This is a genomic window from Pseudomonas nitroreducens NBRC 12694, assembly GCF_002091755.1.
GTDB lineage: Bacteria > Pseudomonadota > Gammaproteobacteria > Pseudomonadales > Pseudomonadaceae > Pseudomonas > Pseudomonas nitroreducens.
Genome location: NZ_BDAI01000003.1, coordinates 90,163 through 115,753 on the forward strand (window position 1 = coordinate 90,163; position 25,591 = coordinate 115,753).

The following is a 25,591-nucleotide window of genomic DNA, read 5'->3' on the forward strand; positions in this document are numbered from 1 at the left end:
CGCCCGCGACAGCCATGACTGATACCCCTGATACCGCTGACACCCCAGAACAGCCTGCACCGAAGATCGAGTTCCCTTGCGAACGCTATCCGATCAAGGTCATCGGTGATGCCGGGGAAGGCTTCCCGGACCTGGTCGTCGAAGTCATCCAGCGCCACGCGCCGGATCTCGACATTACCACCCTGGTCACCCGTGACAGCCGCAACGGCCGCTTCCTGTCCGTGCAGGTGCTGATCACTGCCACCGGCGTCGACCAACTGCAGAACATCCATAAAGATCTGCGCGCCACCGGCCGCGTCCACATGGTGCTCTGATGGGCGAAACGCTGGGCTTTCGTGAGCTGGGCATCCTGCCTTACGAGCCGACCTGGCACGCCATGCAGCGCTTCACCGCCGAGCGCGAACCTGTCACGCCCGATGAAGTCTGGCTGCTCGAGCACGAGCGCGTATTCACCCAGGGGCAGGCCGGCAAGGCCGAACACGTGCTGTTTCCCGGCGACATCCCGGTCGTCCAGGTCGACCGCGGCGGTCAGGTGACCTACCACGGCCCCGGCCAGTTGGTCGCCTACCTGATGCTCGACGTGCGCCGCTCCGGCATCGGTGTGCGCGACCTCGTCTCGCGCATCGAACAGAGCCTTATCGGCCTGCTGGACAGCTACGGTGTTACCGCTGTGTCCAAACCCGATGCTCCGGGCGTCTATGTGGACGGCGCGAAGATCGCATCCCTCGGCCTGCGCATCCGCAATGGCCGCTCCTTCCATGGTCTGGCCTTGAACGTGGACATGGACCTGGAACCCTTTCGACGCATCAATCCCTGCGGTTACGCAGGCATGGCCATGACCCAGCTCAGTCAGCTGGCTGGCCCCATCGCATTGGCCGATGTGCGCGAGCGCCTGCGTGGCGAACTCGTCGAACGCCTTGGCTACGCGGCACAGAAGACCCTAACGGGCGGGATCTAACCTAGATGAGCACTGTTGTGGAGAACTCCGGTCAGGCCGCCCCGGCTGCCAAGCCCGGCAAGGTGGAAGTTGGCGTCAAGCTGCGCGGCGCAGAAAAGGTCGCGCGCATTCCGGTGAAGATCATCCCCACCGACGAACTGCCGAAGAAGCCCGACTGGATTCGCGTGCGCATCCCCGTTTCCCCCGAGGTCGACCGCATCAAGCAACTGCTGCGCAAGCACAAGCTGCACAGTGTCTGCGAGGAAGCCTCCTGCCCGAACCTGGGCGAGTGCTTCTCCGGTGGCACCGCGACGTTCATGATCATGGGCGACATCTGCACCCGTCGCTGCCCGTTCTGCGACGTCGGCCATGGACGTCCGAAGCCGCTGGATGTCGACGAGCCGACCAACCTCGCCATCGCCATCGCCGACCTGCGCCTGAAGTACGTGGTGATCACCTCGGTGGACCGCGACGACCTGCGTGACGGCGGCGCTCAGCACTTCGCTGACTGTCTGCGCGAGATCCGCAAGCTGTCCCCTGGCGTCCAACTGGAGACCCTGGTGCCGGACTATCGCGGCCGCATGGACATCGCCCTGGAAATCACCGCCAACGAGCCGCCGGACGTGTTCAACCACAACCTGGAAACCGTCCCGCGCCTGTACAAGTCGTCCCGTCCGGGCTCCGACTTCGAGTGGTCGCTCGACCTGCTGCAGAAGTTCAAGCAGATGGTGCCGCACGTACCGACCAAGTCCGGCCTGATGCTCGGCCTGGGCGAGACCGACGAGGAAGTCATCGAAGTCATGCAGCGCATGCGCGAGCACGACATCGACATGCTGACCCTCGGCCAGTACCTGCAACCCTCGCGCAACCACCTGCCGGTGCAGCGCTTCGTCCACCCGGACACCTTTGCCTGGTTCGCCGAGGAAGGCGAGAAGATGGGCTTCAAGAATGTCGCTTCCGGCCCGCTGGTACGTTCGTCGTACCATGCCGACCAGCAGGCGCACGGCACCAAGATCGGCTGAGCCGTCGGTTCTGCTAGGAAAAAGGCGCCCTTGGGCGCCTTTTTCGTTCAGCTCTTTTGCCGGAGCTGTCCGAGTAGCGCCGGGGTCGGATAGCCGTCCGCCGGCGAGCCGATCGACTGCTGGTAGGCCCGGATTGCCTTGCGGGTATTGGCGCCAATGATGCCGTCGGCAGTTCCCGGCTGGTAACCGCGCTGCACCAGCAGTTGCTGCAGTTCGATACGCTCCGAGCGGCTCAGCGGCGTGTCCTCCAGCGGCCAGCTCCCCGCCAGTTGTCCGCCGCCCCTGAAACTGTCGGCCAGGAGGCCCACAGCGAGCGCGTAGGAGGTCGAATTGTTGTACTTGAGGATGGCGCGGAAGTTATCGGTCACCAGGAAGGCCGGGCCGCGATAGCCGGCGGGCAACAGCAGTGAAACACTGGCTTGCGGGTCGCTCGGCAGGTTCCCGCTGGCTACCTTGATGCCCTGGCGCAGCCACTCGTTCATCGGTTTGCGGATGTCCATGTCGGCCTGGGCATAGTCGAAGCCCTGCGGCAGGCGCACTTCGAAACCCCAGCTCTGGCCTTGCTGCCAGCCGGAACTCTTCAGGTAGTTGGCGGTGGAGGCCAGGGCGTCGGGGGACGAGCCCCAGATATCGCGGCGACCGTCGCCATCGAAGTCCACGGCGTAGCGGTTGTACGTGGTCGGGATGAACTGCGTCTGCCCCATGGCGCCGGCCCAGGAGCCGATCATGTTGCTGGCGGGCACGTCGCCGTGCTGGAGGATCTGCAGCGCGGCGATCAACTGGTCGCGGCCGAAGTCCGGGCGACGGCCCTCGTAGGCCAGGGTGGCGAGGGAGCGGATGACGTTCTTGCTGCCCATCTGCTGGCCGAAGTTGCTTTCCATGCCCCAGATCGCCACGACGGCCTCCCGCTCTACGCCGTAGGTTGCGTCGATGCGCTGCAGTACCTCGGCGTTCTGTTGCAGGCGGTCCTGTCCGTTGTGTACTCGCGCGGATGACACCGCGCTTTCCAGGTATTGCCAGACGGGACGGCTGAACTCGGGTTGGCTGCGGTCGGCAGTGACAACCGATTCATCCGGCTCGATGCCTTCGAATGCGCTGTCGAAGGTTGAAGCGCTGATGCCTGCGGCGAGTGCCTGTGCGCGGAAGCCGTCGCGCCATTGGGCGAAGCTCTGCGTGGGTTGCGCGCGCTCGGTGGCGGCGCCTTTGGGCGGTGGCTCGGTGCAGGAGGTCAGCAGGCCGAAGCTGGCCAGGGACAGGGCGGCGACGAGCAGGCAGCGTTGGCCGACAACGGGTGAAACAGGCTTGCGCATTGCTCTCCTCGGGTACTGGCAGGCGAGGGGCCACCTTAACATGGCCATTGTGACGCGTCTGCGCTGGGCAGAGGCGACGGATACGCAAGGTTCGACGGCCGCCGCGGTGGAAAATTCCCGCCACCGGGCGGCCGAGCCCGCGGGTGAACCGTCAAGGCATTCCTGCCAGCGTGATCCTGGTTATTGCGTGGGGCTGGCGCCGGTTTCCTTGTCGACCTTCGGGGCGCTCTGGTCGAGTTCCTTGAGCATGTCGTCGTAGGCGGCACAGTCGTCCGGGCGCTGTTCGCTGGAACGGGACTTCTTCATTTCCGCGAGTTTTTCGTTGAGTTTCTGTGCGCGCTGGGGATCGCTGCGGGTGACTTCGGTGACCTTGGCGGCGACTTGCTTGCCTTTGGCTTCGGCTTCCTGGTCGGAGCAGAACGCGTGGGCGGAGAGGCTGAAGGGAAGAGCGAGGATGGCGGCTATCAGGGGCGTTTTCATGGTCGGACCTCCAGGTGCGTGGCTGTCCGGTTGAAAGCGAAAGGGCAGGGGTGGTTCAGGTTTTCTGCTGTTTCAGGCCGCCAGAAGCGAAGAAGCCTCCCAGTTACGGGAGGCTTCGCGGCGGTAGCTGCCTTTGCCTTTGGCCGGCTGTTCCTGGCGGCTGCGGAACAGGGGCTGTGCGATCAGAGACTTGGCCTTGTTCGGCCGTTTGGATTTCTTCGCCATGGGGCTTTCCTCGTTGAGGCCGGCGCCGTTGCCGGCGCGCAAATGTTCCGCCTATCTGGCACGCCTGTCCAATGCCTTTGGTCAGCCGGCGCTCGGGCCAAGGCCGCGGAAGGTCATTCGGGACTACGCTGGCTGCGGCGCACCTTCCTGGCGCATCGGACAGCTACGAGGACCAGAGCGATGAAGTTTCTCTGCATGATCTATTTCGACGAACACAAGGCGGCAGGGCTGCCGGAGGCCGAACTGCGCGGCATTGTCGATGAGTGCATGACCTACAGCGAGCAGCTGCGCCGCAGCGGCAACTACATTGCCGCCAACGCGCTCCTGCCCACCGCCACGGGGCGCACGCTGCGCGGCCAGGGTGAGAGGCTGGCAGTGACGGACGGGCCATTCGCCGAGACGCGGGAGCAACTGGGCGGTTTCTACCTGATCGAGGCCCAGAGCATGGAGGAGGCCGAGCGTATCGCCGCGAAGATTCCGCCGGGGCGGTTGGGGTGTGTGGAGGTGCGCCAGGTTCGCGAGTGGGAGTGAGGTCGTTGGGGTAAGTCAGGTCCTGCAGGTTGCGAGGTGACTGCGGCGCTTTGTCGCAAAATTTGTAACAGATCTTTTCAGTCGGACGGCTGTGGCGCGTACTGGAGCTCGGCTAGCTTAATAGCTGGCTAACTATCGCTCTGGCGTGCAGGGACCGCGGCGCCGCCGGCTGGAGATACGTCATGCAGCAATGGTCCCCGACCCAGCGCAATGTGGTGATCGCTTCGGTGCTCGCCTGGACGCTGGATGCCTTCGACTTCTTCCTTCTGGTCTTCGTCCTCACCGATATCGCCCAGACCTTCCACGTCGATCTGCCCCAGGTATCGCTGGCGATCCTGCTGACCCTGGCCGTGCGACCCATCGGCGCGCTGCTGTTCGGTCGTGCGGCCGAGCGCTACGGGCGTCGGCCGGTGCTGATGATCAACATCCTGATCTACTCGCTGCTGGAGCTGGCCTCGGCGTTTTCGCCGAACCTGGCGACCTTCCTGATCCTGCGGGTGGTCTACGGTGTGGCCATGGGCGGAATCTGGGGCGTGGCCTCGTCGCTGGCGATGGAAACCATTCCCGAGCGCTCGCGCGGAATGGTGTCCGGGCTGTTCCAGGCCGGTTATCCCGCGGGCTACCTGATCGCCTCGATCATCTACGGCCTGTTCTTCGAGGTGCTGGGCTGGCGCGGGATGTTCATCGTCGGTTGCCTGCCGGTGGTGCTGGTGGCGTTCATCTGGTTCAAGGTCCCGGAATCACCGATCTGGCAGGCGGCACGCGAACGCAAGGAGTCGACACCGCTATGGCCGGTGCTGCGCAGTCAGTGGAAGTTGTGCCTGTATGCCGTGCTGCTGATGGCCTGCTTCAACTTCTTCAGCCATGGCACGCAGGACCTCTACCCGACCTTCCTGAAGCTGCAGCACGGGTTCGATACGCACACGGTCAGCCTGATCGCGGTGGCCTACAACGTCGCGGCGATCCTGGGCGGCATTCTTTTCGGCAGCCTGTCCGAGCGCATCGGGCGGAAGAAGGCGATCATCTGCGCTTCGCTGCTGGCATTGCCGGTGCTGCCGCTGTGGGCCTTCAGCCATGGCGCGGTGGCGCTGGGCGTCGGTGCCTTCCTCATGCAGTTCATGGTCCAGGGCGCCTGGGGTGTGATTCCGGCTTATCTCAACGAGCTGGCGCCGATGGGAACCCGTGCGGTGTTGCCGGGGTTCGTCTACCAGTTGGGCAACCTGATCGCTTCGGTGAACGCGCCGCTGCAGGCGGAAATTGCCAAGAGCTACAGCTATGGCACGGCGATGGCCATCGTGGCCGGGACGGTGGCGATCCTCATCTGCGTGTTGATCAGCACCGGCCGCGATACGCGTGGTGTGGCGCTGGACCGCGCGGAAGGACAGGCGCACCGGGCAGTGCCGTCGCGATCCTGAAGCTCCGGGCGCTGGGCAGGAGAAAGGGCAAGCGCGCTCCTACGGAGAGCCTCGGAGGCTGCGTTACTTGGCGGCGGGCTTCTCTCAGCCACTCCCGCGGGCGGGGCATGAAACGCGGTAATCAGGCCGAAGGCAGGCTGATGCGCAGGCCGGCCACCAGCAGGGCGAGGCGTGCGAGGCTGTTCCAGACGTTGCCGGGAGCCTGGCCCTTGATCTGTGCATCGATCAGCTGAGCGTCCTGCAGCATCTGGTTCCAGCGTTGCGTGGTGTGCCGTTGCAGGGCCTTGCTCATCAGCGGGCGGCGCTTATCCCAGATCGGCGGGCGACACTGGCTGAAGGCCTTGTCCAGCGGCACGCCCTGGCCGAACTGCTGGGCGAGGCTGGCCAGCACGCGAACTTCCCGCGCCAGCGCCCAGAGGATCACCGGCGGCTCCACGCCTTCGCCGCGCAGGCCTTCGAGCATGCGCAGGCAATGGGCGGCTTCGCCGTTCAGGGCGGCATCGATCAGGCCGAAGACATCGAAGCGCGCACTGTCGGCCACGGCGGCCTGGACGGTATCGACGTCGATCTGCTGGCCTTCGGCGAGCAGCTTGAGCTTTTCGATTTCCTGCGCGGCAGCCAGCAGATTGCCTTCCACGCGCGCGGCGATCAGGTCGACCGCTTCCTGGCTGGCAGCGAGGCCAGCCTGGGACAGGCGCTGGCGAATCCACTGCGGCAACTGGTGCGCGTCGATGGGCCAGACCTGGATGAACTGGGCGGCATCGCCGTCGATCAGTGCCTTGGCCCATTTGGTCTTCTGCGTGTTGCCGTCGAGCTTGGGCAGGCTGACCAGCAGGACGGTGTCTTCCGGCGGGCGCTGCAGGTATTCCTGGAGAATGGCCGCGCCCTTGTCGCCGGGCTTGCCGGAGGGCAGGCGCAGCTCGATCAGGCGCTTTTCGGCGAACAGCGAGAGGCTGGCGCCGGCTTCGATCAGCTGGCCCCAGTCGAAGTTGGCTTCGGCGTTGAACACCTGGCGCTCGCCGAAATCACGCTGGCGACAGGCGGCGCGGATGGCATCGCAGGCTTCCTGGCAGAGCAGGGGCTCGTCGCCGCTGACCACGTAGACGGGCGCGAGGTTGCCTTGCAGGTGCTTGGCGAGTTGTCCGGGATTGAGCTTCATAATGAGAAAGGGGCCGGTTGGCCGGCCCCTTGTCGCTTACTGCGCTTTCGGGAATTCGATCGGCGATTGCTGCGGCTGAGACTTGGCAGCCTCGTCCGCGGCCTTCATCGCGTCCGCTTCGGCCTTGGCCTTGGCTTCCGCCTTGGCCTGCAGGTCGTCGAGCTGCGCCGGGGTGATCAGCTGCAGGCGGGTGACCATCTGCTGGACCAGATCACGACGCATTTCGGCACGAATCTGCTGGGCTTCCTGGTCGGAGCCGATCAGGTTGTTCTCATCCTGCACGTAGACCTTGCGGACCTGGACCTGGTTGGCGAGCAGCAGCAGGTTGTCGGTGCCACGAATCTCGTAGCTCAGGGTGTTGGTCAGTTCGTTTTCCGCGCTACGGGCGGAACTGGTGTAACTGACGCTGCGCTGGGTTACGTCCTCGCGGGCCAGGATCAGGTGGTAGGGCGCGCGGGAGACGACTTTCACGCCGCTGCCTTCAAGCACCTGCTTGAGCTGCGTGACGGTCTCGCCATAGGCGTTGCGCGCACTCACGTCGATTTCCTTGAGCGCAAAGTTCGTATCGCCCAGGCCGCGCAGTTGGAAACCGCAGGCGCTCAGCACGCTGGCCAGGCCGATCAGCGCGAGGCTGGTCAGGATACGTTTCATCAAGCTTCCTCACTCCTGTTGATCCGATATGCCCGTGGCGAAGGTGCCACGGGCGAATGGGTCTTTTCCAGCGTTGCTTTTAGTTGGCGACGATATTGACCAGCTTGCCGGGCACCACGATGACCTTGCGAATGGTCAGGCCGTCGGTGAAGCGCAGCACGTTTTCGTTGGCGCGGGCGGCCGCCTCGACCTCCTCGCGGCTGGCGCTGGCGGGCATTTCAATGTGGCCGCGCAGCTTGCCGTTGACCTGTACCACCAGTTGCAGGCTGTCCTGCACCAGCGCGGCTTCGTCGACCTGCGGCCAGCTGGCGTCGATCACGGCGCCTTGCTTGCCCAGTTCTTCCCAGATCACATGGCAGATGTGCGGGGTGATCGGGGCCAGCAGCAGGATGACGGTTTCCAGGCCTTCCTGCAGCAGGGCACGGTCGGCGGCGGATTCGGCCGGGGCCTTTTCCAGCACGTTCATCAGGGTCATCACGGCGGCGATGGCAGTGTTGAACTTGTGGTGCTGGCCGACGTCCTGGCTGGCCTGGCGGATGGCCAGGTGGATGGCGCGGTGAATGGCCTTCTGCGCATCGTCCAGGGCGGATTTGTCCACGGCGCCGGCCGGGCCTGCGTTGACGTGGGCCTGGGCCAGGCGCCAGACGCGGCGCAGGAAGCGGTTGGCGCCTTCGATGCCGGAGTCGGACCATTCGCAGCTCATGTCCGGCGGCGAGGCGAACATCATGAACAGGCGGCACGTGTCGGCGCCGTAGGCGTCGATCATGGCCTGGGGGTCCACGCCGTTGTTCTTGGACTTGGACATCTTCTCGGTACCGCCGATTTCCACCGGCAGGCCGTCGGTCTTCAGGCGCGCGCCGATGACCTTGGCCTTGGCGTCACGCTCGACTTCCACGTCTGCCGGGTTGAACCACTCCTTGCCACCGTTGGCGGCGACGCGGTAGTAGGTCTCGGCGACCACCATGCCCTGGGTCAGCAGGTTCTTGAACGGCTCGTCGGAGTCGATCAGGCCTTCGTCGCGCATCAGCTTGTGGAAGAAGCGCGCGTAGAGCAGGTGGAGAATGGCGTGCTCGATACCGCCGATGTACTGGTCGACCGGCAGCCAGTAGTTGGCGGCCTTCTTGTCCAGCATGCCGTCTTCGAACTGCGGGCAGGCGTAGCGGGCGAAGTACCAGGAGGACTCGACGAAGGTGTCCATGGTGTCGGTTTCGCGCTTGGCCGGCTGGCCGCATTTCGGGCAGCTGCACTCGTAGAACGACGGCAGTTTGGCCAGCGGCGAACCGGCGCCATCCGGCACCACGTCCTCGGGCAGGACGACCGGCAGTTGGTCGGCCGGGACCGGCACGTCGCCGCAGCTGTCGCAATGGATGATCGGGATCGGGCAGCCCCAGTAGCGCTGGCGACTGATGCCCCAGTCGCGCAGGCGGAACTGGGTACGCTGCTGGCCGAGGCCCTTGGCGGCGAGGTCGGCGCCGATGGCATCGAAGGCGGCTTGGTAGCTCAGGCCGTCGTACTTGCCGGAATTGACGGTGATGACGCTCTCGTCCTTCAGGCCGTACCACTCTTTCCAGGTGCCGGCCTCGAAGTCGTTGTCGCCGGAGGCCTGTGCGATGACCTGGACGATGGGCAGGCCGTACTTGTTGGAGAATTCGAAGTCGCGCTCGTCGTGGCCCGGAACGGCCATCACGGCGCCTTCGCCGTAGGTCATCAGGACGTAGTTAGCGATCCATACCGGCAGCTTGTCGCCGGTCAGCGGATGCTCGACGAACAGGGAAGTGGCGACGCCTTTCTTCTCCTGGGTGGCGATGTCGGCTTCGGCGACGCCGCCGCGCTTGCACTCGTCGATGAACGCCTGCAGCGACGGATCACGCTGGGCAGCCAGGGTGGCCAGCGGGTGCTCGGCGGCCACGGCGACGTACGTAGCACCCATCAGGGTGTCCGGACGGGTGGTGAAGACCTTCAGTTGGCCGGCTTCGCCGATGGAGGCCTGGTCATAGGGGAAGGCGATCTCCATGCCGCGGGACTTGCCGATCCAGTTGCGCTGCATGGTCTTGACCTGTTCCGGCCAGCCCGGCAGGTCGTCGAGACTGGAGAGCAGCTCTTCGGCGTAGGCGGTGATCTTGAAGTAGTACATCGGGATTTCGCGCTTCTCGATCAGCGCGCCCGAACGCCAGCCACGGCCGTCGATGACCTGCTCGTTGGCCAGTACGGTCTGGTCCGCCGGGTCCCAGTTCACGGTGCCGTTCTTGCGGTAGATCACGCCCTTCTCGAACAGGCGGGTGAACAACCACTGTTCCCAGCGGTAGTAGTCCGGCTTGCAGGTGGTGACTTCGCGGGACCAGTCGATGGCCAGGCCCAGGCTGTTGAGCTGGGACTTCATGTAGGCGATGTTGTCGTAGGTCCAGGCCGCCGGCGCGACGTTGTTCTTCATCGCGGCGTTTTCCGCCGGCATGCCGAAGGCGTCCCAGCCCATCGGCTGCAGGACGTTCTTGCCCTGCATGCGGTGGTAGCGGCTGATCACGTCACCGATGGTGTAGTTGCGCACATGCCCCATGTGTAGCTTGCCGCTCGGATACGGGAACATCGACAGGCAGTAGAACTTCTCCTTGCCGGCGACTTCGTCGACGCGGAAGGAATTGTGTTCGTTCCAGAATTTCTGGGCCTGGGATTCGATCTCGAGGGGCTGATATTGCTCGTGCATGGCGCGATTTGAACCTGTACGGAAAAGAAATGTGCAGCCGGGGAGGTCGAGTGGCCCTCCGCTTCGCCGACCCCCGAGAAAACACGGGTCAGGCGGCTACAGAAAGCCTCGTAGCATACATGACCCCCACCCGAGCCGGTAGCCCGCGCCGTTTGTCGCACGCTCGGTCTGGCGCGGGGTGGGCCGCTAAGCTTTGCCTGAAGGCGGGAGGTTTCCGCCTGTCTTGAGGTGACTGATGGCTGAGCTGCATCGTGCAAGTGCTTCGGGTTCCGGTCTGTATGAACGGTTGTTGCAACGGCTCGCACTGGCCCTGGATGAGGCCGATACCGCTGAGCGGCTACGTGACGAATGCCCGATGGAGCTGGAGTTGCGCGGCTTGAGCAGTGCCGAGATGGAGTTGATCCGGGCCTATCTGGATCAGGATGTGAATTGGCTGCGCGGTTGGCATGCCGCAGCGGAAGAGCTGGCGCTGCTGGAGCATTCCCCGGCCCGCGCGCCGCGCCCTGTGCGCCACGCTGTGCCTCCGAGTCGTCCGCGCCTGGTGCCGCGCCCGCAGCAGCTGCAATGCGCGCTGTGTGGCTCGCCGGTCGCCTGGAGCCGCAGCCAGGGTGTGTTGCCTTGTACGTCCTGCGGCTCGCAGTTGTTCCGCAACGCGAAAGCGCGCTGATACCCCATCGATCCGTTAGGCTTGGTGCCTCGACAAGGAGTCGCCAATGCCGATCCGCTTCATCCTCAAACAGCTCTTCATGCCGCCGGGACTGCTGCTTCTGTTGTTGCTCCTGGGCTTCGTGCTGCGCCGCCGCTTTCCGCGCTTCTCCATGCTCTGTTTCCTTTCCGGCTTCCTGGGCCTGCTGGTGATGAGCCTGCCGGTGACCGTGGACTGGGGCGCGCGCCAGTTGGAGCCGCAGCAAGCGCTGAGGCAGGCGCAATGGCCAGGGCTGGCGCAGCGTGCCGACGCCATTGTGGTGCTGGGCGCCGGGCGGGTACGCGGCGACCGCGCCTGGGACGAAGACCAGCCCGGCCTGATGGCCCGCGAGCGTATTCGCTACGCGGCCCGGCTGGCCAAGGCCAGCGGCCTGCCGGTACTGACCTCCGGCGGCCTGCACTACGGCACGCCACCTTCCGAGGCGCGGATCATGGCGCAAAGCCTGCTGGACGATTACGGCGTGCCGGTGCGCTGGGAAGAGGGTCGCAGCCGCACGACCTGGGAGAATGCGCGGTTCAGCGCCGAGATGCTGCGCGAGGCGGGTATCCGGCGGGTAATCCTAGTCACCAGCGCCATTCATATGCCACGTTCGATCTGGAGCTTCGAGAAGGCCGGGCTGGAAGTGGTGCCGGCGCCTTCGGGGTATATCGGGACGGACGATGCCGTGCCCATGGGGGGCTGGTTGCCGGAGGGGCGGGCGATCTGGCAGAGCGGGCAACTGCTGAACGAGGCGATCGGGCTGGTCGGGTATCGGTTGTTCTACCGCTAGCCTTCGCCATGAAAAAGGGCCTCGCAATGAGGCCCTTTTCGCTTGAATCAGCCGAACAGCCGACGCTCTTCCGGGTGTGTGCGACGGCGCACCAGCGCCCAGACCAGCAGTACGGCGCTGAGAGTCGCCAACGGCCAGACGCGCCACTTCAGGTAGGGGGTCAGGCCCTGCATCGGCACGACTTCGCCCTGCAGGACGCCTTGCTGGAATTGCGGGATCTGCACCGCCAGTCTGCCGAACGGGTCGATCAGCGCGGTCACGCCGTTGTTGGTGCCGCGCACCATCCAGCGGCCGGCTTCCAGCGCGCGCATCTGCGCCATCTGCAGGTGCTGCAGTGGGCCGATGGAGGTGCCGAACCAGGCATCGTTGCTGATGGTCAGCAACAGCTGGCTATGTGCCGCGAGCTCGGCGGCGAACTCCGGGTAGACCACTTCGTAGCAGATGTACGGCGCCACGGAATAACCCTTGGCCTTGAGCAGCGGCTGGTCGGCCGGGCCGCGCGCGAAGTCGGACATGGGCAGGTCGAAGAAGGCGATCAGCCCGCGCAGCACGTCCTGCAGCGGAACGTATTCGCCGAAGGGCACCAGCTTCTGCTTGAGGTAGTTGCCGCTGCCTTCGCCGACCACGGTAATGCCGTTGTAGTAACGGATGCCATCCGCGGTCTTCTCCCGCACCGGCACGCCGGTGATGAGCGCGGCCTTCTTGGCGGTGGCGACGCCGTTGATCATCTCCAGGTAGCCGGTGGCCTGGTCCTTGAGCACGGGCACGGCGGTTTCCGGCCAGACGATCAGGTCGACGCCATTCTGCTCGGCGGTCAGGTCGCGGTACAGCTCCAACTGGTGGGTGATGGCCTTGGGATCCCACTTCATTTCCTGGGCGATGTTGCCCTGCAGTGCGGCGACCTTCAGCGGTGCGCCGGCTGGGACGGTCCAGGCGTGGCCCTTGTAAGCCAGGCCGACGGCCCAGGGGGCGATCAGCAGGACTAGGCCGGCGGCCAGGCGCACCGGGCGCCGGGTCAGGGCCGGGATGTTGATGATCAGCGCGCCGGTCAGGGCGATGGCGAAGGACACCAGCCACACGCCGCCCAGCGGGGCGAGGCCGGCCAGCGGTCCTTCCAGCTGGCTGTAGCCGGCGTAGAGCCAGGGGAAGCCGGTGAGGAACCAACTGCGGAACAGCTCTAGCACCATCCACAGCGCGGCGAAGGCCAGTGCGTCGCTCACCGGGGCATTGTTGCGGCGCAAGAAGCGCGCCCAGACCCAGGCGGGGAGGGCGAAGAAGAACGCGACACCGGCACTGAAACCCGCTACCAGGAAGCCGGCCAACGGCCCGGAGGCGCCACCGAAGTTGTGGATGCTGAAGTAGATCCAGCTCGTCCCGGCGATGAAGGCGCCGAAGCCGTACCACCAGCCGCGCCACAGCGCCGAGCCGGCGGTGGTGCCGCGCAGGCCGAGGTAGAACAGGGCCAGCGACAGCACCGCCAGCGGCCAGTAGCCGAATGGTGCCAGGAACAGCGGAGTGAGCGCGCCGGCGGCCAGGGCGAGCAGGTGGCCTGGCAGGCCGGGGCGGGTGATCCAGCGCATCGGAAATCCTTGTTGCGGTTAAGCGATGCGCAAGAGTAATGGAGAGACGAACGGTAGGCTATGGGGATGAGGGCCAAAAGCCATGAGCTGAGTGCGGCGGTGTGTTGCAGGATAGGTCGGAACTTATTGTAGGAGCGAGCTTGCTCGCGAGCTGCCCTCGCAGCGGAGTTGGTTCGCGAGCAAGCTCGCTCCTACAGGTGTCTGCCTCTTAATCCTGCAGCGGGGTCAGACGCAGCAGGTGCAGGCGGCGGCTGTCCGCGTTGAGCACGCGGAAACGGAAGCCGCCCAGTTCGGTGGTTTCGTTGCGCTTGGGCAGGTGGCCGAAGGCGCTCATCACGACGCCGCCGACGGTGTCGAATTCTTCGTCAGAGAATTCCGCGCCGAAGAAATCGTTGAAGGCTTCTACCGGGGTCAGTGCCTTGACGATGAAATCGCCGCTGGGCAATGGCTTGATGTAGCTGTCTTCCTCGACGTCGTGCTCGTCCTCGATATCGCCGACGATCTGCTCCAGCACGTCCTCGATGGTCACCAGTCCCGCCACGCCGCCGTACTCGTCGATGACGATGGCCATGTGGTTGTGGTTCGCACGGAATTCGCGCAGCAGCACGTTCAGGCGCTTGGACTCCGGCACGAAGGTGGCCGGCCGCAGCAGGTCCTTGATATTGAAGGAGTGGGCGTTGTCGTGAAGGATCAGCGGCAGCAGGTCCTTGGCCAGCAGCACACCCATGACGTCGTCCAGGCTCTCGCCCACCACGGGGTAGCGCGAGTGCGCCGCGTCGATGATCGCCGGCAGGAACTCGCGCGGGGTCTGGGTGGCCTTGATGCTGATCATCTGCGAGCGCGGCACCATGATGTCGCGGACTTGGAGGTCCGCTACCTGGATTGCGCCTTCGACGATGGACAACGCTTCGCTGTCGAGCAGCTTGTTGTCGTGGGCTTCGCGCAGCAGCTCCAGCAGCTCCTGGCGGTTTCTCGGCTCATGGGCAAAAGCCTGGGTGATCTTGTCCAACCACGACTTGTGCCCATTGCTCGATCGGTCTTCGCTCATCATTCCTGCTCAGTGGCTTTTATTCTTCATCGGCCGCATAGGGGTCCGGGTGACCCAGTTCAGCCAGCAATTCCCGTTCCAGGCCTTCCATTTCCTCTGCTTCCACATCGTCGATGTGATCGTAGCCGAGCAGATGGAGGCAGCCATGGATGACGAGGTGGGCCCAGTGGGCCTGCACGGATTTGCCCTGTTCGGCGGCCTCGCGGATAACCACGGGGGCGCAGATCACCAGGTCGCCCAGCAGCGGGATATCCAGCAGCTCATCGGGAACATCGGCGGGGAAGGACAGTACGTTGGTGGCGTAGTCCTTGTGCCGCCAGGTCTTGTTCAGTTCGCGCCCTTCGGCTTCGTCCACCAGGCGGATGGTGAGTTCAGAATCATTCTGGCGCTGGCGCAGGGCCAGTTCGCACCAGCTTCTGAACTCGGCTTCGCTTGGCAGGCCGGCCGCGTCGGAGGCGACCTGCAGGTCCAGTTCAAGCATTCTTGTTGCCCTGGCCTTCTACGCCGGTCAGGCGGTTCTCATAGGCGTCGTAGGCATCGACGATGCGCTGCACCAGTGGGTGGCGCACGACGTCCTTGGACTTGAAGTGGGTGAAGCTGATGCCGGGGACGTCGCGCAGCACTTCCATCACGTGCTTGAGGCCCGAGCGGGTGCCTTTGGGCAGGTCGACCTGGGTGACGTCGCCGGTGATCACCGCGGTGGAGCCGAAACCGATCCGGGTGAGGAACATCTTCATCTGTTCCATCGTGGTGTTCTGGCTTTCGTCGAGGATGATGAAGCTGTTGCTCAGCGTGCGGCCGCGCATGTAGGCGAGCGGCGCGACCTCGATGACCTGGCGTTCGATCAGCTTGGCCACGGTCTCGAAGCCGAGCATCTCGTAGAGCGCGTCATACAGCGGGCGCAGGTAGGGGTCGATCTTCTGCGACAGGTCGCCGGGCAGGAATCCGAGCTTCTCGCCGGCTTCCACCGCCGGGCGCACCAGCAGGATGCGGCGGATCTGCTCGCGCTCCAGGGCGTCCACGGCGCAGGCGACGGCGAGGTAGGTCTTGCCGGTGCCGGCCGGACCGATGCCGAAGTTGATGTCGTGGTCGAGGATGGCCTTGACGTAGCGCTGCTGGTTCGCGCCGCGCGGGCGAATGTGTGCCTGGCGGGTCTTGAGCGTCACCAGCGGGGCCACGGGCTCCACGGAGAGTTCTTCCAGGCCGGATTCCTGCAGGAACAGGTGAACCAGGTCGGGCGTCATCTCGGTGCCGTTCTGCACTTCGCGGTAGAGGCGTTGCAGGAGGTTTTCGGCTGCCTGGGTGCGCTCGGGGTCGCCGACCAGTTCGAACTGGTTGCCGCGGTTGCGGATCTCGATGCCGAGGCGCTTCTCGATCTGGTGCAGGTGTTCGTCGAACTGGCCGCACAGGTTGGCGAAGCTGCGGGCCTCGAAGGGCTCGAGCATGAAACGATGGATGTCCAGGGGGGCGTTCAAGGGCTGTCTAGGTCGCCGTGCTGCAAAGGGAGATGGTCGAAGAATAACCCCCGGCGAGCGAGTACGAAAGTTCAGTCGCCAACGGGGGATTCAACGGTCGAGGTTCAGTGACGTGCTTCCACCAGGGTCGCGCGCAGGGAATTGGGCAGTGCCTCGTAGATTTCCACGTCGACGAACTGGCCGATCAGGCGCGGATTGTCGCAGCGGAAGTTGACCACGCGGTTGTTCTCGGTGCGGCCCTGGAGCTGGCCCGGGTCGCGCTTGGCGTAGTCGGTGACGAGGATGCGTTGGATGGTCCCGACCATCCGTCGGCTGATCTCGAAGCCTTGCTGGTTCAGGCGGCTGTTGAGGATCAGCAGGCGCTGCTTCTTCACTTCGTCGGGGGTATCGTCCACCAGGTCGGCAGCCGGGGTGCCCGGACGCGAGCTGTAGATGAAGGAGAAGGAGAAGTCGAAACCGACGTCCTCCACCAGCTTCATGGTCTGCTCGAAGTCCTTCTCGGTCTCGCCGGGGAAGCCGATGATGAAATCCGAACTGATGCAGATATCCGGCACCGCCGCCTTAAGCTTGCGGATGCGCGACTTGTATTCCAGCGCGGTGTGGTTGCGCTTCATCGCCGCCAGGATGCGGTCCGAACCGGCCTGCACCGGCAGGTGGACGAACTTCACCAGTTCCGGCACCTCGGCGTGGGCGGCGATCAGCGAGTCGGAGAATTCCAACGGATGCGAAGTGGTGTAGCGGATGCGCTCGATGCCATCGACTTCGGCGACCACGCGGATCAGTTCGGCGAAGTCGGCCAGGCGGCCGTCGTGGGTCTGGCCGCGGTAGCCGTTGACGTTCTGGCCCAGCAAAGTGACTTCCTTCACACCGTTCTCGGCCAGGTGGATGACCTCGGCGAGTACGTCATCGAACGGGCGGCTGACTTCTTCGCCGCGGGTGTAGGGCACCACGCAGAAGGTGCAGTACTTGCTGCAGCCTTCCATGACCGAGACGAAGGCGGTAGGGCCGTTGACCTGTGGCTCGGGCAGGCGGTCGAACTTCTCGATCTCCGGGAAGGACACGTCTACCTGGGGTTTGCGGGTAGCGCGGGCAGCGTCGATCATCTCCGGCAGGCGATGCAGGGTCTGTGGGCCGAACACCACGTCCACGTACGGCGCACGCTCGCGGATCGCCGCGCCTTCCTGGCTGGCCACGCAGCCGCCGACGCCGATCACCAGGTCCGGGTTCTGCTGTTTGAGCACGCGCCAGGCGCCCAGTTCGGAGAACACCTTCTCCTGCGCCTTCTCGCGGATCGAGCAGGTATTGAGCAGAATGACGTCGGCTTCTTCGGCCTTTTCGGTGATTTCCAGGGCCTGGTGTTCACCCAGCAGATCGGCCATGCGCGAGCTGTCGTACTCGTTCATCTGGCAGCCGTGGGTCTGGATGAAAAGCTTCTTGGCCATGGAACCTGTCTTGGTCTGGTTAAAAAATGACCGCGCATTATATGCCTCGCCGCTTGTGTCTACCAGCGGCGGCGCGTGGGGGATGGTTGCCTGTGTTATGCTGCGTGCCCTTTTTGCAAAGCTGTCATCCTTCGTTCATGAGCAAGCGCGAGAACCCGATCTACAAGGTGGTCTTCCTCAACCAGGGCCAGGTGTACGAGATGTACGCCAAGCAGATCTACCAGAGCGATCTGTGGGGCTTCCTGGAGATCGAGGAGTTCGTCTTCGGCGAGCGCACCCAGGTGGTGGTGGACCCCAGCGAGGAAAAGCTCAAGGCGCAGTTCGACGGCGTCATCCGCAGCTTCGTGCCGCTGCATTCGATCATCCGTATCGATGAAGTCGAGCGTCTGGGCACCGCGAAGATCAGCGACGCCAAGATCACTGGCAACGTGATGCCGTTCCCCATGCCGATGCCGGGCAAGGACAGCTGATTCATCAGCGCATTTTGTCCTTCGTAGGAGCTCGCTCGCGAACTGCCCAACGCCGAAGTCAGCCCAATAGCCCTGTTCGCGAGCAAGCTCGCTCCTGCAGGGAGTGGCGTTTGGGTCAGGGCAGCGGCGAGAACGGCGAGTTGCCGGCGGTCTGCAGTTCGATCAGGTAATTGCGGAAGATCTGCCCGAGCACCTTGGTGGCGATGTCCAGTTCGTCCTTGTTCATCTGTTCGGCGACCAGGTCGGCGCTGTCCATGGCGTCTTCGGCGCCGTTGACCGCAGCCATCTTCAGCACGATGTAGGCCTGTACGTTGTTGGCCTTCACGCCTTCGCCGCGGAAGAACATGGTGCCCAGGCGCAGTTGTGCGTCGGCGTGGCCCTGCAGCGAAGCCTTCTCGTACCAGTGCAGGGCGGCCTGGAAGTCGCGCGGGGCGCGTTCGCCGGTGTAGAAGAACTCCCCCAGCTCGAACTGTGCCTGTGCGTCGCCGGCATTGGCGGCCTGCTGGCAACTGGCCAGGGCCTGTTGCAGCTGTTCGGGCACGGTATTGAGGGTGCAGCGTCCGGTGGCTGGAATCAGCAGCGAGTTGCCGCCCGCCTGAGTGAACAGGGGCAGTGCAAGCAACAGGCAACCCAGCAGGGTGCGACCGGAACGGTACATGGGGAGAAACGGCCTCCAGAATCGGGGCGGGCAAAACCCGGCCAGCGAAATGCGCCAGCCTTCACATTATGAAATAAGCGGGCGCTTCCTTACAAAGTCTTTACCTTCTTTTCTGTTTTTTTACTGGAAATGCCAGCGGCGCCAGGGTTGGCGTAGCGCCGGCGTAACGCTGTGAAAGGCCCGGTACAGAGCGGAAGGCGCCCGCCTGGGCGCCTTCGCGGGAGGCCTTACTTGAGGGCGGCGAAAGCGCGCTCGGCGGCGTCCAGGGTCAGCTTCAGCTCGGTTTCACCGTGGGCGATGGAGGTGAAGCCAGCCTCGAAGGCACTCGGAGCCAGGTACACGCCCGCGTCCAGCATCAGGTGGAAGAAGCGCTTGAAGCGTTCCGCGTCGCTGGTCATCACATCGTCGAAGGTGACGATGTCGTCGGCGCCGGTGAAGTACAGGCCGAACATCGCGGCACCCGCCTGGGTGGTCACGAAGGGGATGCCGGCAGCGTCGGCGCGCTCCTGCAGGCCCTGCAGCATGCGGGTGGTGTAGGTGGTCAGCTCGTCGTGGAAGCCGGGGCGGCTGATCAGGCGCAGGGTGGTCAGGCCGGCGGCCATGGCCAGCGGGTTGCCCGACAGGGTGCCGGCCTGGTAGACCGGGCCGAGCGGGGAGATCTGCTCCATGATCTCGCGCTTGCCGCCGAAGGCGCCCACCGGCATGCCGCCACCGATGATCTTGCCGAAGGTCGACAGGTCCGGGGTGATGCCGTAGTGCGCCTGGGCGCCGCCCAGGGCGACGCGGAAGCCGGTCATCACTTCGTCGAAGATCAGCACCACGCCGTGCTGGTCGCACAGGCGGCGCAGGCCTTCGAGGAAGCCGGGGGCCGGCGGCACGCAGTTCATGTTGCCGGCGACCGGCTCGACGATGATGCACGCCACTTCCTTGCCGACTTCGCCCAGGGTCTTCTCGACGGCGGCAATGTCGTTGAAGGGCAGGGTCAGGGTGTGCTTGGCGAAGGCCGCCGGCACGCCGGGGGAGTTCGGTACGCCGAAGGTCAGGGCGCCGGAGCCGGCTTTCACCAGCAGGCTGTCGGAGTGGCCGTGGTAGCAGCCTTCGAACTTGATGATGCTGTCGCGGCCGGTGTAGCCGCGGGCCAGGCGGATGGCGCTCATGGTGGCTTCGGTGCCGGAGCTGACCATGCGCACCATGTCCATGGACGGGACCAGCGAGCAGACCAGATCGGCCATTTCCACTTCCAGCGCGGTCGGTGCGCCGTAGGACAGGCCGTGGTCGAGTTGCTTGCGCACGGCGTCGAGCACGTCCGGGTGGCTGTGGCCGAGGATCATCGGGCCCCAGGAGCCGACGTAGTCGACGTAGCGCTTGTCATCCTCGTCCACCACGTAGGCGCCTTCCGCATGCTTGAAGAACAGCGGGGTGCCGCCGACGCTCTTGAACGCGCGCACCGGCGAGTTCACGCCACCGGGGATGTGTTTCTGGGCATTGGCGAAAAGCGTTTCGGAACGGGACATGGTGTACCTCGCGAAGCTGTGAAGGGCCGGGCGCTTGGGCGCTCAGCGGGTTTCGAAGAGTTGGCTGAAGGCGCGCGCGCGTTGTTCGACTTCGGCCGGGGAGTCGGCGGCGAACAGCGCGTGGATCACGGCGATCATGTCGGCGCCGCGGGCGATCAGCTCCGGCGCGTTGTCCAGGGTCACGCCGCCGATGGCCACCAGCAGCACGTTGAAGCGCGCCTTGGCCAGTTCCAGCAGTTCGAGGCTGGCGGCGGACGCGCCCGGTTTGGTCTGGGACGTGAAGAAGCGACCGAAGGCGACGTAGCTGGCGCCTTCGGCAATGGCCTTCTCGGCCAGGTCGAGGCTGGCGTGGCAGGTGCCGCCGATGACGGCATTGCGGCCGAGCAGAGCGCGGGCCGCGGCCAGCGAGCCATCGGTCTGGCCCAGGTGCACGCTGACACCCAGGCGCGCGGCCAGCTCGGCGTCGTCATTGATCAGCAGCGTGGCGCCGTAGCGCGCGCAGAGATCGCGCAGCGCCTCGGCTTCACGCAGGCGGCGCGAGGCGTCATCGGACTTGTCGCGGTACTGCAGCAGCTTGGCGCCGCCCTTCAGGGCGGCTTCGACGTAGGGCAGCAGGCGGCCGCCGTCGAGCAGCTGGCTGTCGGTGATGGCGTAGAGTCCGCGCAGTTTCATCGGTGCCTCGATCTTCGTACGGTTGGTCAGTGAATCAGTTGCAATAGTCCAGCGGCAGGCGGCGCGGCACGTACTGGCCGTGGCCGGGTGCTTCCGCGTCACGCAGGGTGCGCCAGGTGTAGTCCAGGGCGCTGCGCACTGCGCTGACCAGTTCCTCGCCCAGGGCCAGGCGGCCGGCGAGGGTGCTCGCCAGGGTGCAGCCCGAGCCGTGGTAGCTGCCGGGCAGGCGCTGGCAGGTGAAGGTATGGCGCTGGCCGTCGCGGGTGTACAGGCGATTGTGCACTTCGGACTCGTCGCCGTGGCCGCCGGTGATCAGCAGGGTCTGGATATAGGGCAACAGCTTGTCGGCGCATTGGTCCGCGGTGCCTTCGGGCAGCTCGGCGAGAATGCGCGCTTCCGGCAGGTTCGGCGTGGCGACTGCGGCAATCGGCAGCAGGCGCTCGCGCATGGCGTAGCCGACGTCGTCCTTGCCCAGCGAGCCGCCGCCGCCGGCGCGCAGCACCGGGTCGCAGACCAGCGGGATGCCGGGCAGCGATTGCATGATCTCGACGACGGTGTCGACCATCTGCACCGAGCCGAGCATGCCCAGCTTGACCGCCGCCACCGGCAGGTCGGCGATCACCGCGTTGGCCTGGGCCAGCACCCACTCGCGGTCGAGCACGCGGAAGTCGGAAACGTTGACGGTATCCTGAACGGTCAGCGCGGTGACGGTGGGCGCCGCGTGGCAGCCTTGGGCGATCAGGGCTTCGATATCGGCCTGCAGACCGGCGCCGCCACTGGGGTCGTGGCCGGACAGGCAGAGCACTACGGGACGGGAGGCAGGTGTTTTCATGGCGCGGGAGCTTATCACCAAAATGCGCTGCTGAGCTGACCGAACGGTCCATTGCGCATCGCCCGGCCGCGCCCTGTCCGGATGGTCGAATGCCACGGGGCACAAGGCCTGTGCTAGAGTTCGCCGATTCCAACACAACGCCTCCACGGCGCGCCAAAGCGGGAGATGGGGATCTCCGGCGCGGCTGTCGGTGGCACTGCGGGGCACCATGCGGCACTGGCTGATCTTCCTGATCCTTCTCATCCTCTCGCCAGTGGCGAGCGCCATCAGCTTCGACGAGCACGTGGGGCAACTGCCGCTCGGGCGGGCGATGGATGTCTTCGAGGACGTGCGCGGCACCGCCGATATCGCCGAGATCAGCTCGCCGGCGCTGGCCGCCAGCTTCCGCCCCCATGAGCGCGACGTGCTCAATGCCGGCTATTCGCGCTCGGTGTTCTGGCTGCGCCTGGACCTGGACTACCAGCCGCAGGCCTCGCGCGACCCGGCCAACTGGCTGCTGGAGCTGGCTTACCCGCCGCTGGACAAGCTCGATCTCTACCTGCCCGATGGCAATGGCGGCTTCAAGCTCGCCCAGCGCACCGGCGATACCTTGCCGTTCGACAGCCGGCCGATCCGCCAGAACAACTACCTCTTCGATCTCAAGCTGGAGCCGGGCAAGCCGCTGCGCGCCTACCTGCGCCTGGAAAGCCAGGGCTCGATCCAGGCACCGCTGACGCTGTGGTCGCCCAAGGCCTATCTGGAAGAGCAGCCGGGGCGCATCTATGTGCTGGGCATCATCTATGGCGTGCTGCTGGTGATGCTGATCTACAACCTGTTCATCTTCCTCAGCGTGCGCGACACCAGCTACCTCTATTACATCCTCTATATCGCCTCGTTCGGCTTCTATCAGATTTCGGTCAACGGCGCCGGCATCGAATACTTCTGGCCGAACAATCCCTGGTGGGCCAATGCTTCCACGCCGTTCCTGATCGGTTCGGCCGGGCTGTTCGGCTGCCAGTTCGCCCGCAGCTTCCTGCATACCCGCGAGCACAGCCTGTGGATCGACCGCATCCTGCGCGTCTTGATGGGCGTCGGCGCACTGGTGATGGTGCTGGCGCTCACCGTCAGCTACGCCATTGCCCTGCGCCTGGCCACCTACCTGGCGCTGGCGTTTACCGTGGTGATCTTCACCGCCGGCATCGTCGCCTGGTTGCGCGGCATGCGTGTGGCGCGTTACTTCATCTTCGCCTGGAGCGCCTTCCTGCTCGGCGGGGTGATCAACACGTTGATGGTGTTGGGCTTGCTGCCCAATGTATTCCTGACCATGTACGCCAGCCAGATCGGCTCGGCGCTGGAGGTCGGCCTGCTGTCCCTGGCGCTGGCCGACCGCATCAACGCCATGAAGGAAGAGCGTACGCGCATCCTCCAGGAAACCAGCCGCAAGCTGGAGCAGCTGAACCTGGAGCTGGCCAGCAGCAACCGCCTGAAGGACGAGTTCCTCGCCACCGTCACCCATGAATTGCGCACGCCCATGAGCGGGGTGATCGGTTCGCTGGAGCTGATGCAGACGGTGCCCATGGACATCGAGCTGACCCAGTACCACAAGACCGCCACCGGCTCGGCGCGCGACATGATGCGCATGGTCAACGACATCCTCGCGCTGATCGAGCTGCAGGCCGGCAAGCTCTACCCGCGCCGCGAGCCTTTCAGCCTGCGCGGCCTGTGCGATGGCCTGCGCGCGCAGTACGCGCCGCGCGCCGAGGAGCGCGGGCTGCGCTTCGTGCTGCAACTGGACGAGAGCCTGCCCGACACCCTCGAAGGCGACGCCGGCAAGCTGGCCCAGGCGCTGGGCTACCTGATCGACAACGCGATCAAGTTCACGCACCAGGGTGGGGTGAATCTGCGCGTAGCCGGTGTGCCGAACAGTGAAGGGCTGGCGCTGCGCATCGAGGTGCAGGACAGCGGAATTGGCTTCTCCACGCCGCCGGACGGCGTGCTGTACCAGCGCTTCTTCCAGATCGACGGCTCGCTCACCCGCGAGTACGGCGGCCTGGGGATTGGCCTGGCGCTGTGCCGCAAATTGGTGGCGCTGCTGGGCGGTGAGTTGGTGCATGAATCCGTGCCGGGGCAGGGCAGCCGCTTCAGCCTGGAGTTGCAGGTCGGCCAGCCGGTGCAGAGCATCGCGCCGCCGCCACGCCGTGCCGGCGGCCAGGTGCTGCGCAGCCCCGACCAGTGCACCGTGCTGGTGGTGGAAGACAACGCTATCAACCAGTTGGTGATCCGCGGCATGTTGCTCAAGCTCGGTTATCGCGTGCGCACGGCCGACAATGGCGCCGAGGCCATCGAGCTCCTGCGTCGGGAGGCGATCGATACGGTGTTGCTGGATTGCCAGATGCCGGTGATGGACGGCTTCGCCACCTGCCGGGCGATTCGCACCCTGCCGCGTTGCGCCGATCTTCCCGTGCTGGCGATTACCGCCCACAGCCATAGCGGCGACCGCGAGCGCTGCCTGGCCGCTGGAATGAGCGACTACATGGCCAAGCCGGTGAAGTTCGAGGAGCTGCAGGCTTTGCTGCATGACTGGCTGCTGTGCCAGCCGGCGCTGCCCAGCCCGGCCTGAGGTTCGAGCCTGTGCGGGGGCGGGCTTCGTCTGCGATAGCCTCGTGCCTTTGGGTTCGCTGCGAAGAGCGCGCCGGAGCGGGCTTGTTGGAGCGAGCTTGCTCGCGAACGGTCCGTGGAGCGATGACTCTTGCGTACAACCGAATGAAAAACGCCGCGATGCCTCTCGGCATCGCGGCGTTTCTGTTTCAGCGAGCTGTCAGGTTCAGACCTTGACGACCCAGCCTTCCGGACCTTCCACATCACCCTTCTGGATGCCGGTCAGCTCTTCGTAGAGGCGACGGGTCACCGGGCCGACGTCTTCGCGGCTGAAGAACACGTGCAGGTTGTCCTTGTACTGGATGCCGCCGATCGGGGTGATCACCGCGGCGGTACCGCAGGCGCCGGCTTCCTTGAAGCGCGCCAGGTCGTCGATCTGCACGTCGCCTTCGACCACTTTCAGGCCCAGGCGCTGTTCGGCCAGTTGCATCAGCGACAGACGGGTGATGCCCGGCAGTACCGAACTGGAGCGCGGGGTGACGAACTCGTTGTCGTGGGTGATGGCGAAGAAGTTGGCCGAGCCCACTTCCTCGATGCGGCTGTGGGTGGCCGGGTCGAGGTAGATGCAGTCGGCGAAGCCGTCTTTCTTGGCCTGGGCGCCCGGCATCAGGCTGGCGGCGTAGTTGCCACCGACCTTGGCGGCGCCGGTGCCGTTGGGCGCGGCGCGGTCGTAGGTGGAGATCACGAAGTCATGGGGCTTCATGCCGCCCTTGAAGTAGGCGCCGACCGGGATGCAGAACACCGAGAAGATGAATTCCGGAGCCGGGCGCACGCCGATGTTGTCGCCCACGCCGATCACGAACGGGCGCAGGTACAGCGCGCCGCCGGAGCCGTACGGGGGGATGAAGCGCTCGTTGGCGCGGACCACCTGGCGGCAAGCGTCGATGAACTGCTGTTCGGAAACCTGCGGCATCAGTACGCGGGCGCAACTGCGGGCCATGCGTGCGGCGTTCTGGTCCGGGCGGAACAGGTTGATCGAGCCGTCCTTGCAGCGGTAGGCCTTCAGGCCTTCGAAGCACTGCTGGCCGTAATGCAGGGCCGAGGAGCCTTCGCTGATGTGCAGGGTGTTGTCTTCGGTCAGCTTGCCGTCGTCCCAGAGGCCATCGCGCCAGTGGGAGATGTAGCGGAAGTCGGTCTTGATGTAATCGAATCCGAGCGCGCCCCAGTCGATGTCTTTCTGTTCCATGGTTGCCTCATTCAATGGGATTGCCTGCGGCCATTCGTCTGCCAGGGCATGGCGGGCGAGCATCCGCATGGTGATTTCGGGACCCTGACGGCGGGCGCTGCCTGAATCACCAGGATTCCGCTACGCGGGGGGAGCGACGTCCCCCGCTTGATGGTACCGCCAGGACTCCAC

At 65.2% G+C, this 25,591-nt stretch carries 25 protein-coding genes; 9 read left to right on the forward strand and 16 right to left on the reverse strand.

From position 1 onward, the window contains the following. The first annotated feature begins 14 nt into the window (after positions 1-14). The 3 genes from PNI01S_RS09555 to lipA are packed head-to-tail and all read left to right on the forward strand — an operon-like array spanning position 15 to position 1,959. Positions 15-314 carry a DUF493 domain-containing protein gene (locus PNI01S_RS09555; RefSeq protein WP_024763988.1) on the forward strand — a complete coding sequence of 100 codons (300 nt, stop codon included), beginning with the start codon at positions 15-17 and terminating at the stop codon, positions 312-314. Beyond that, positions 314-958, forward strand: coding sequence for a lipoyl(octanoyl) transferase LipB (lipB, locus tag PNI01S_RS09560; protein ID WP_024763987.1), 645 nt, complete (start codon positions 314-316; stop codon positions 956-958). The genes PNI01S_RS09555 and lipB overlap by 1 nt, the downstream gene beginning before the upstream one ends. Positions 959-963: 5 nt before the next feature. Next, a complete protein-coding gene (gene lipA / locus PNI01S_RS09565) occupies positions 964-1,959 on the forward strand; it encodes a lipoyl synthase (RefSeq protein WP_084358015.1) in 996 nt (331 codons plus the stop codon). Positions 1,960-2,006: 47 nt separating this feature from the next. Here lipA and PNI01S_RS09570 read toward each other — a convergent pair whose 3' ends face one another. From PNI01S_RS09570 to arfA, 3 genes are all read right to left on the reverse strand, one after another. After that, entirely contained in the window at positions 2,007-3,269 is a 1,263-nt protein-coding gene (locus tag PNI01S_RS09570) for a lytic murein transglycosylase (RefSeq protein ID WP_084358017.1), read from the reverse strand. Between the two features lie 180 nt (positions 3,270-3,449). Continuing rightward, positions 3,450-3,749, reverse strand: a complete 300-nt coding sequence (locus PNI01S_RS09575; protein ID WP_084358019.1) for a hypothetical protein — start codon at positions 3,747-3,749, stop codon at positions 3,450-3,452. A 72-nt stretch (positions 3,750-3,821) separates the two neighbouring features. Continuing rightward, positions 3,822-3,974 (reverse strand): alternative ribosome rescue factor ArfA, encoded by a 153-nt coding sequence (gene arfA, locus PNI01S_RS09580; protein WP_037006939.1) that lies wholly within the window; start codon positions 3,972-3,974, stop codon positions 3,822-3,824. A 180-nt stretch (positions 3,975-4,154) separates the two neighbouring features. Between arfA and PNI01S_RS09585 the strand changes: the two genes are divergently transcribed. Then, positions 4,155-4,505, forward strand: a complete 351-nt coding sequence (locus PNI01S_RS09585) for a YciI family protein (protein WP_024763983.1) — start codon at positions 4,155-4,157, stop codon at positions 4,503-4,505. 182 nt (positions 4,506-4,687) lie between these two features. Then, positions 4,688-5,920: an MFS transporter gene (locus tag PNI01S_RS09590; RefSeq protein WP_084358021.1), complete on the forward strand. Its 1,233-nt coding sequence runs from the start codon at positions 4,688-4,690 to the stop codon at positions 5,918-5,920. A 121-nt stretch (positions 5,921-6,041) separates the two neighbouring features. Here PNI01S_RS09590 and holA read toward each other — a convergent pair whose 3' ends face one another. From holA to leuS, 3 genes are all read right to left on the reverse strand, one after another. Further along, positions 6,042-7,079, reverse strand: a complete 1,038-nt coding sequence (gene holA, locus PNI01S_RS09595) for a DNA polymerase III subunit delta (RefSeq protein WP_084358023.1) — start codon at positions 7,077-7,079, stop codon at positions 6,042-6,044. 36 nt (positions 7,080-7,115) lie between these two features. Continuing rightward, positions 7,116-7,730, reverse strand: a complete 615-nt coding sequence (locus PNI01S_RS09600; protein WP_024763980.1) for an LPS-assembly lipoprotein LptE — start codon at positions 7,728-7,730, stop codon at positions 7,116-7,118. 79 nt (positions 7,731-7,809) lie between these two features. Next, complete coding sequence (gene leuS / locus PNI01S_RS09605) at positions 7,810-10,431, reverse strand: leucine--tRNA ligase (protein WP_084358026.1); 2,622 nt, start codon at positions 10,429-10,431, stop codon at positions 7,810-7,812. A 235-nt stretch (positions 10,432-10,666) separates the two neighbouring features. On the opposite strand from leuS, the gene PNI01S_RS09610 reads away from it, so the two are divergent. Next, positions 10,667-11,098: a hypothetical protein gene (locus tag PNI01S_RS09610; protein ID WP_024763978.1), complete on the forward strand. Its 432-nt coding sequence runs from the start codon at positions 10,667-10,669 to the stop codon at positions 11,096-11,098. A 46-nt stretch (positions 11,099-11,144) separates the two neighbouring features. Then, positions 11,145-11,906, forward strand: a complete 762-nt coding sequence (locus PNI01S_RS09615; RefSeq protein WP_024763977.1) for a YdcF family protein — start codon at positions 11,145-11,147, stop codon at positions 11,904-11,906. Positions 11,907-11,953: 47 nt separating this feature from the next. Here PNI01S_RS09615 and lnt read toward each other — a convergent pair whose 3' ends face one another. The 5 genes from lnt to miaB form a co-directional block, all read right to left on the reverse strand. After that, positions 11,954-13,486 (reverse strand): apolipoprotein N-acyltransferase, encoded by a 1,533-nt coding sequence (gene lnt, locus PNI01S_RS09620; RefSeq protein WP_084358028.1) that lies wholly within the window; start codon positions 13,484-13,486, stop codon positions 11,954-11,956. A 208-nt stretch (positions 13,487-13,694) separates the two neighbouring features. Further along, complete coding sequence (locus PNI01S_RS09625; protein WP_024763975.1) at positions 13,695-14,534, reverse strand: CorC family transporter; 840 nt, start codon at positions 14,532-14,534, stop codon at positions 13,695-13,697. A 19-nt stretch (positions 14,535-14,553) separates the two neighbouring features. After that, positions 14,554-15,015, reverse strand: a complete 462-nt coding sequence (gene ybeY / locus PNI01S_RS09630; protein WP_084358030.1) for an rRNA maturation RNase YbeY — start codon at positions 15,013-15,015, stop codon at positions 14,554-14,556. Beyond that, a complete protein-coding gene (locus tag PNI01S_RS09635) occupies positions 15,008-16,009 on the reverse strand; it encodes a PhoH family protein (RefSeq protein WP_065084334.1) in 1,002 nt (333 codons plus the stop codon). The genes ybeY and PNI01S_RS09635 overlap by 8 nt, the downstream gene beginning before the upstream one ends. Before the next feature lie 104 nt (positions 16,010-16,113). Next, the gene (miaB, locus tag PNI01S_RS09640) at positions 16,114-17,451 is read right to left on the reverse strand and encodes a tRNA (N6-isopentenyl adenosine(37)-C2)-methylthiotransferase MiaB (RefSeq protein ID WP_084358032.1); all 1,338 of its coding nucleotides are present in this window, start codon (positions 17,449-17,451) and stop codon (positions 16,114-16,116) included. A 137-nt stretch (positions 17,452-17,588) separates the two neighbouring features. Between miaB and PNI01S_RS09645 the strand changes: the two genes are divergently transcribed. Continuing rightward, positions 17,589-17,921, forward strand: a complete 333-nt coding sequence (locus PNI01S_RS09645) for a DUF1820 family protein (RefSeq protein WP_024763971.1) — start codon at positions 17,589-17,591, stop codon at positions 17,919-17,921. 115 nt (positions 17,922-18,036) lie between these two features. Here the strand turns inward: PNI01S_RS09645 and PNI01S_RS09650 are convergent, their stop codons facing one another. The 4 genes from PNI01S_RS09650 to PNI01S_RS09665 all read right to left on the reverse strand — a co-directional run bounded on the left by PNI01S_RS09650 (position 18,037) and on the right by PNI01S_RS09665 (position 21,597). After that, entirely contained in the window at positions 18,037-18,579 is a 543-nt protein-coding gene (locus tag PNI01S_RS09650) for a tetratricopeptide repeat protein (RefSeq protein WP_017521798.1), read from the reverse strand. 227 nt (positions 18,580-18,806) lie between these two features. Further along, positions 18,807-20,093 carry a glutamate-1-semialdehyde 2,1-aminomutase gene (gene hemL, locus PNI01S_RS09655; RefSeq protein WP_024763970.1) on the reverse strand — a complete coding sequence of 429 codons (1,287 nt, stop codon included), beginning with the start codon at positions 20,091-20,093 and terminating at the stop codon, positions 18,807-18,809. 42 nt (positions 20,094-20,135) lie between these two features. Then, the gene (gene thiE, locus PNI01S_RS09660; protein ID WP_084358034.1) at positions 20,136-20,765 is read right to left on the reverse strand and encodes a thiamine phosphate synthase; all 630 of its coding nucleotides are present in this window, start codon (positions 20,763-20,765) and stop codon (positions 20,136-20,138) included. 34 nt (positions 20,766-20,799) lie between these two features. Further along, positions 20,800-21,597 carry a hydroxymethylpyrimidine/phosphomethylpyrimidine kinase gene (locus PNI01S_RS09665; protein WP_024763968.1) on the reverse strand — a complete coding sequence of 266 codons (798 nt, stop codon included), beginning with the start codon at positions 21,595-21,597 and terminating at the stop codon, positions 20,800-20,802. A 208-nt stretch (positions 21,598-21,805) separates the two neighbouring features. Between PNI01S_RS09665 and PNI01S_RS09670 the strand changes: the two genes are divergently transcribed. Beyond that, positions 21,806-24,196, forward strand: coding sequence for a hybrid sensor histidine kinase/response regulator (locus PNI01S_RS09670; RefSeq protein ID WP_084358338.1), 2,391 nt, complete (start codon positions 21,806-21,808; stop codon positions 24,194-24,196). Between the two features lie 204 nt (positions 24,197-24,400). Here the strand turns inward: PNI01S_RS09670 and PNI01S_RS09675 are convergent, their stop codons facing one another. Next, positions 24,401-25,420: a branched-chain amino acid aminotransferase gene (locus PNI01S_RS09675; protein WP_054906784.1), complete on the reverse strand. Its 1,020-nt coding sequence runs from the start codon at positions 25,418-25,420 to the stop codon at positions 24,401-24,403. Positions 25,421-25,591: the final 171 nt, after the last annotated feature.